This window comes from Allobosea thiooxidans (genome assembly GCF_900168195.1).
Classification (GTDB): domain Bacteria; phylum Pseudomonadota; class Alphaproteobacteria; order Rhizobiales; family Beijerinckiaceae; genus Allobosea; species Allobosea thiooxidans.
Genome location: NZ_FUYX01000010.1, coordinates 187,643 through 194,141, shown reverse-complemented (window position 1 = coordinate 194,141; position 6,499 = coordinate 187,643). Strand labels below are relative to the sequence as shown.

Annotated in this window: 4 protein-coding genes; 3 read left to right on the top strand and 1 reads right to left on the bottom strand. The window is 65.3% G+C overall.

Translation table 11 applies throughout. The features are described 5' to 3' along the window. The 3 genes from B5Y19_RS18220 to B5Y19_RS18205 all read left to right on the top strand — a co-directional run. On the top strand, positions 1–604 hold a 604-nt coding region (locus tag B5Y19_RS18220), incomplete at its 5' end, for an autotransporter domain-containing protein (RefSeq protein ID WP_139384454.1). Positions 605–669: 65 nt separating this feature from the next. Continuing rightward, positions 670–1,065, top strand: coding sequence for a cupin domain-containing protein (locus B5Y19_RS18215; RefSeq protein ID WP_055728131.1), 396 nt, complete (start codon positions 670–672; stop codon positions 1,063–1,065). Positions 1,066–1,212: 147 nt separating this feature from the next. Then, a protein-coding gene (locus B5Y19_RS18205) for an IS3 family transposase (protein WP_139384453.1) occupies positions 1,213–2,315 on the top strand; the annotation gives its coding sequence in 2 pieces (ribosomal slippage) (positions 1,213–1,471 and positions 1,471–2,315; 1,104 coding nt in all). Between the two features lie 368 nt (positions 2,316–2,683). Here B5Y19_RS18205 and B5Y19_RS18200 read toward each other — a convergent pair. Continuing rightward, positions 2,684–6,319, bottom strand: a complete 3,636-nt coding sequence (locus B5Y19_RS18200) for an autotransporter-associated beta strand repeat-containing protein (protein WP_079591889.1) — start codon at positions 6,317–6,319, stop codon at positions 2,684–2,686. Between the last annotated feature and the right edge of the window lie 180 nt (positions 6,320–6,499).

Genomic DNA, 6,499 nt, shown 5'->3' with positions numbered 1-6,499 from the left:
CGACGGCTATTCGATCGGCGCCTACTGGACCCATTTTGGCGCCTCGGGCTGGTATCTCGACGGCGTCGTGCAGGGCACCTGGTTCGACGCCGAGGCCGACTCCAAGCGCCAGTTCAAACTCAACCGCGACGGCTTTGGCTTCGCCGCCTCGCTGGAAGGCGGTTATCCGATTGCGCTCGGCAATGGCTGGACCATCGAGCCGCAGGCGCAGCTGATCTACCAGACGCTGGTCAACGGCTCCGGCCATGACGGGGCGGCGCTGGTGCGCTTTTCCGATGTCGAGTCGCTCGCCGGCCGGATCGGCGCGCGCCTCGCCAAGGGCTGGGCGCTCGACGAAGGACCGCGCCCGCGCATGCTGACCGCCTGGCTGAAGGCGAGCCTGTGGAACGAGTTCCTCGGCGATCCCAAGACCTCGTTCTCTTCCGCCTCCGGCATGATCCCGTTCCGCTCGGATCTCGGTGGGGCCTGGGGCGAAGTCAGGGTCGGAGTCGATTCCCAGATCGCCCGCAACGCCGCGCTCTACGCCTCCGCCGGCTACTCGGTTGGCTTCGACGGCCGTTCCCACGCTTATGATGGGAGGCTGGGCGTCAAGGTGACGTGGTGAAGCAAGAAGCCAATGGACACGTAAAGCTTATCCCCCACGGTTGCCAGTGTAAGGAGAGGAACGGCATGAAGGGCTTCGTTGCAGATATTGAAGAACTGACCGAGGAGAACGGCGACTTTCGCCGTGTGCTCTACACTGGCAAGAACCTCCAGCTTGTTTTGATGTCGATCGAGCCTGGTGGAGAGATCGGCGAAGAGGTGCATGGAGGGCACGACCAATTCTTCCGTATCGAAAAAGGTAAGGGCGAGGTGCTGATCGACGGCAACCGTTCAAAAATTAAGAGCGATGACGCAATCATTGTCCCGGCCGGCGCCCGCCACAACATTATGAACACCGGCGACGAGCCTTTGCGACTCTATACGCTCTATGCTCCGCCAGAACATCGCGACGGCACCGTGCATTCGACCAAAGCCGAAGCCGAGGCCTCGGAACAGCATTTCGACGGCAAAACGACAGAATAAACAAACGGAGCTTGGACTGCGGGCGATGCTGGGATGCATCCGGCGTTCTTGCTGCGAAAAAGGCAATGATCTGAGCCCTTAAAATTGGATCGCTTTGGGTTAGAGTTTTCCGCGTCGTTTCCCTTGGGCTGGGAAGAGCGGAAGACGATGAAGGATTCGAAGTTCTCGGACGCCCAGAAGGCGTTCATCCTGAAGCAGGGCGCCGACGGGCTTCCGGTAGCGGAGATCTGCCGGCGTGCCGGCATCAGCCAGGCGACCTATTTCAATTGGAAGAAGAAGTACGAGGGGCTGCGGCCGGCCGAGATGCGCCGGCTGAAGCAGCTCGAGGATGAGAACGCGAAGCTGCGCAAGCTCGTCGCTGATCTCGCGCTGGACCGCGAGATGTTGCAGGACGTCATTCGCCGAACGCTCTGAGGCCTGGTCGCAAGCGCGAGCTCGTCGGCGTGATGTGTGGCGAAGGGCAGGTGTCGATCCGGCGGGCCTGTCCGGTCCTGGAATTCGACACCTCAAGCTATCACTACAAATCGTGCCGGCCCGACCAGGCCCCCCTGGCAGCCCGGATCAAGGCGATCTGCGAGACCCGCGTTCGCTATGGCTATCGTCGCGTCGACGTGCTGCTGCGGCACGAGGGCTGGCATGTCAATCAGAAGCGGATTCGAAGGATCTACAATGAGTTAGGCTTGCAACTGAGGAACAAGACACCCAAGCGCCGGGTCAAGGCGAAGCTGCGCGAGGATCGTGCGCCGGCGATGCGGCCGAACGATGTCTGGGCGATGGACTTCGTCCACGACCAGCTCGCCACGGGCCGCAAGATCCGGGTTCTGACGGTGGTCGACACCTTCTCGCGCTTCTCGCCGGCCGTCGATCCCCGCTTCAGCTACCGGGCCGCGGACGTCGTCGCCACGCTGGAACGGGTCTGCGCGAAGCTGGGCTATCCGAAGACGACACGGGTCGATCAGGGCTCCGAGTTCGTCAGCCGCGACCTCGAGCTGTGGGCCTATGCCAAGGGCGTCACCCTGGACTTCTCGCGGCCAGGCAAGCCGACCGACAATGCCTTCATCGAGGCGTTCAACGGGCGCTTCCGCAGCGAATGCCTGAACACGCACTGGTTCCTGACGCTTGCGGATGCGGCCGAAAAGATGGAGGCTTGGCTCAGATACTACAACGAGGATCTGCTGCACGGGGCCATCGGCAACAAGCCTCCGATCCTGCTGCAAAATCCCGGCGGAACACCCAGCCCTCCGCCGTGATCGAAGGCCGGAAACTCTACCGTCCGGCGGTCCAGCAACTGGTCTCAGATCAACGAAACCTAGGACTCTCCCTCAGACCGGAGGAGAAATGGGTCTCAGGTCACCACGACATCATGATCGACGCGCCGGATGACTTGGCCAGAATCCTCATCTCAGTAAGTTAGGGCGGTCCGGCTGGGCACCCGGAGCCGGCCTTCGTCTAGCCCTTTTGACACTCGGCTTCCGCGGCGGACGCAACGTCCGCTCGCCACCCCTTGCGGATGTTCGCGTGTGTCGGCACCTCGGTCCGCTCAGGCGGCTTGAAGCCATCCGGCGGACGTGGCTGAAGCTGCCGGGCCTCGATGACGCGGTCAAGGCGATCAAAACCTCTAGAAGCTGACGGCGATCCTCGCAGTTCCGCCGAGGCTTCTGGTGTTGCCGGAGAGTTCGCTGTCGAGGCGAGCGCCGAGCGAGATGCGGTCGGTGAGCCTGGCATCGAGGCCTGCGGCGATCAGCCCGGCATTGCGGTCTGGCCGGGCGCCTGCGGCGCTGAAGCTCGTGCCGGGCAGCGCGATCAGGCTGGCGGTGAGGCTGGCGTCGTGCTCGAAATAATGCGCCCAGCTCGCCCGTACGAAGCCGGTGACCGGCACGGCGCCCATGCTCGTCTGTCCGTCGAGCTGGACGCCAAGCTCGGAGCGGCTGGTGACGTCGTTGCGGCTGGTGACGCTGAGCGTGCCGGCATTGCCGCCTAGCCCGGCCCGTTCCACGAAGGCTGGGCTATGCACTTGCACCGCCTGCAGCGCTGCCAGCGGCGAGAGGCTGAATCCGTTCCAGCTCGCGAGCTGCCCGCTCGCCTGCAGCCGCCCGCTCCAGGCCGTGCTGGCATAGGAGGAGCTCAGCCCGTTGCCGAGGACCGGTACGGCGCGGTGGACGTCGTTGTCGAGCCTGGCATAGCCAGCGGCTGCGGCGAGGTTGACCGGGCCGAGCCTGGTCTGACCGTAGAGTCCGGCCTGGAAGACATCGCTCTCGATCTTGCCGAGCCCGCCCGAGAGCGAGGCGCGTGCCTTGCCGCCGGCGACCGCGAGGCCGGCGACCGTGCCCGGTGCGAGCAGCACATCGGCGCCGACCGCCAGATGCGCGTCGTCGCGCGTGCGGTTGGCCGAGCCGACGCCGTGCTCGCCTTCGGTGCGGCCGCGCGAGCCGAAGGTTGCGCCCCAGAGCGAGACATGCGCCGGGTCGAGGGTCGCGGGCCCGGCATCGCTCCGCTTCGAGGGCAGGTCGGCGGTGAAGCCGGCCGCGCCATTCGGCCCGCCCGGCGCACCGGCCAGACGGCCGCGGCCGTTGAGGTCGAGCATGGCACCGAGGAACTGGTTCGCTGCCTGGAAGCCGAGTGCTGGCACAGCCGTATGAGCCTCGCCCGAGAGCTGGTTGACCGCCGCGGGTATCGCGGCCGCGGGCTGGTTGTAAAGGTTGAACAGCGGCGAAGCATCGGCCCCGCGCGCCACGGCACCGTCGATCGCAGAAGCCACCGCATGGGCATTGGCCGGCGCGGTAACGCCGAGGCGCGCCGACGATGTGGGCGGCACGACGATGGGAACCAGCGGCTTTGGCGTAAGCGTCAGCCGCACGTCGTTGGCGGTGTAGTCAACTGTCGTGGTGACGCCGTCGCCGAAGGATCCGGTGGCATCGACCGGGCTGAAGGCTCCCGCGATCCCCCCCGTGGCCGAGAGCAAGGTGTAGGGGCTTTTGAACAGATAGGCGCCGCCGAGCGGCACGATCCGCAGCGTGCCGGCGAGCGAGGCCGTGCCGGTGACGTTGACCCGATCGGCAAGCGCGCCCTGCAGTTCGGCGACATAGGTTGCGCCGGGATCAAGCGTCAGGTTGCCGTTGACCGTCAGCGTGCCGGGCGAGTTGCCCGGCGAGAGCGTGCCACCCGAGAGGATCGCCGTTGCCCCGACCGAACCGGAACCACCTAACGTGGCGCCGGGCATCACGGCAACCGGCGTCATGACGGAGCCGTCGACGACGAGCCGGCCGCCGAACACATGGGTCACGCCGGTGTGGGTGTTCGTCCCGTTCAGTGTCAGCGTGCCGGTGCCGGACTTGAATAGCGAGCCCGCGCCCGAGATCGTGCCACCGAAAGTCGTGCTGGTGTTGTTTCCGCCGGCATGCAGGACCGCGCCGCCCAGCAGCACGTTGCCGGTCCCGGACAGCGAGCCTACGGTCTGGCCGAAGCCGTTGAGGTCTAAGGTTGCCCCGGCCGAAATCTGCACCGCGGTCTGGTTCGACAGCGCACCGAACCAGCTCGTGCGAAGCGTGCCTTCCTGGATCCAGGTCGCGCCGGTATAGCTGTTGGCGCCCGAGAGCGTCAGCGTGCCTGTTCCGGTCTTGGAGAGCGTGCCGGCGCCGCTGATTGCCCCGGCCAGGCCGAAATTGTTCGCCCCCGTATCGACAAAGGCGGTACCGTTCGACAGGGTCACCGGGTTGGACAGCGTAAAGCTGCCGCGAGCGTCGAGCATCGCCCCGCCCGCCATCTCCAGCGCGCCCGTGCCCAGCGCATTCGCATGCTGGATGGCGAGGGTGCCGGCGTTCAATCGCGTCCCGCCGGCGTAGAAGTTGCTACCGGGCAGCAGCAAGGTCCCCGAGCCCGTCTTCTCGAGCCAGCCAGCACCCGAGATCAGCCCGTTCAGCGTCAGCATGTCACTGACGGTGTCGATCCTTGCGCCGCCGGTGGCGATGGCGTTGGCCATGGTGATGTTCGAGGCGGTCTGCAGGCCCGTACCCGCCAAGAGGTCAACCGGGCCCGTGCCGAGGGCCGTATTGTGCGAGATCCGGATGACGCCGGCATCGACCCTCGTTCCGCCGGAGTAGGCATTGGCGCCGGCAAGCGCCAGCGTTCCGGCTCCCAGCTTGGTCAGGGAGCCGATGCCGGAGATCTCGCCGCTATAGGTGAGGTCGTCGGATCGGTTGAAGACCAGGGCGGCGTTGTTGGTGATATCCCCGGCGATCGACCCCGTCGTCCCGCCATTCCCGATCGCGAGCGTCCCGGCGACGATCGTCGTTCCACCGGAATGGGTGTTGGCTCCGGTGAGCGTCAGGGTGCCTGCGCCGAGCTTGCTCACCTGGCCGGTACCGGAGATCCCGCCGCCATAGGTGACGTCATCGGAGCGGTTGAAGATCAGCCGGCTCAGATTGAGGATGTCGCTGCTGAGAGCACCAGTTGTTCCGCCATTACCGATCTGGAGCGTTCCGGACTCTACCGCAGTCGTTCCCGTGAAGGTGCTGTTGCCGGTCAGCGTCAGGGTGCCGCTGCCCACCTGATCCAGCCAGCCGGTGCCGGACACGGCCCCGGAATGGATAACGGCATCGGACCGGTCGAACGCCAGCGCGCCATCGAAGAGTTCCGTATCGCCCGAGAGGGACCCGACCGTTCCGCCATCACCGATCGTGAGCGCAGAGAACACACGGGTCCCGCCGGTGTGAGCCGCATCAGCTAGCAGATAGCCGGATCCAAGAATGGTAAGCTGACCTGGTCCGGAAATCCTCCCGTTAAAGGCAATTCTGTATCCGGCCGAAAAGAGCGTCGAACTGTTGAGTTGAAGGGGGGTGTTGAACTCGAGCGAGCCGACAGTCGACGCTCCTGGATTGACGCCATCGAAGATCAGACGGCTTCCGCCCATCGCGTTGATCGTTAATACGGCGTTATAAAAAGGGCTGTTGGAGGTGACGCGGTTGAGGGTGAACGCGCCCAGGTCGTTGGTGGTGGTGGATCTCGCCACCATGCCCGGCTCGAAGATCAATTCGGTGGTGGCGCCGCCGACCAATGGGGTGGACCAAGGCCCTGCGGACCAGGTCCCGCCGTCGGGGCCGATGTAGGTGAATAACTGCGCCCAGGCAGGTTGAGAGAAGGCGAGACCGACCGTCACCAGAGCCGTCGACCGGAGCAGGGTCAGACGGTGCAGCTGCGCTCGATCGTGCCGGCGGCAGGACGCCTCAAACCAGTTGCGTAGCCGCATCTTTGCCATTGCTCATCCTCCAGGACCACCCGCGCATTGCGGGCGTGCCGCCGCTCCTCATGCGCGCGGGACTCTAGGGCATGGGCGAAATGGGAAAATACGGCATCTGCCGTAATTCGACATGGCTGGACAGGGCTGCTGTCAACGAAAAAGGTTGGGCCATTGGGCTCGCGTCGCGGATGCGATGCG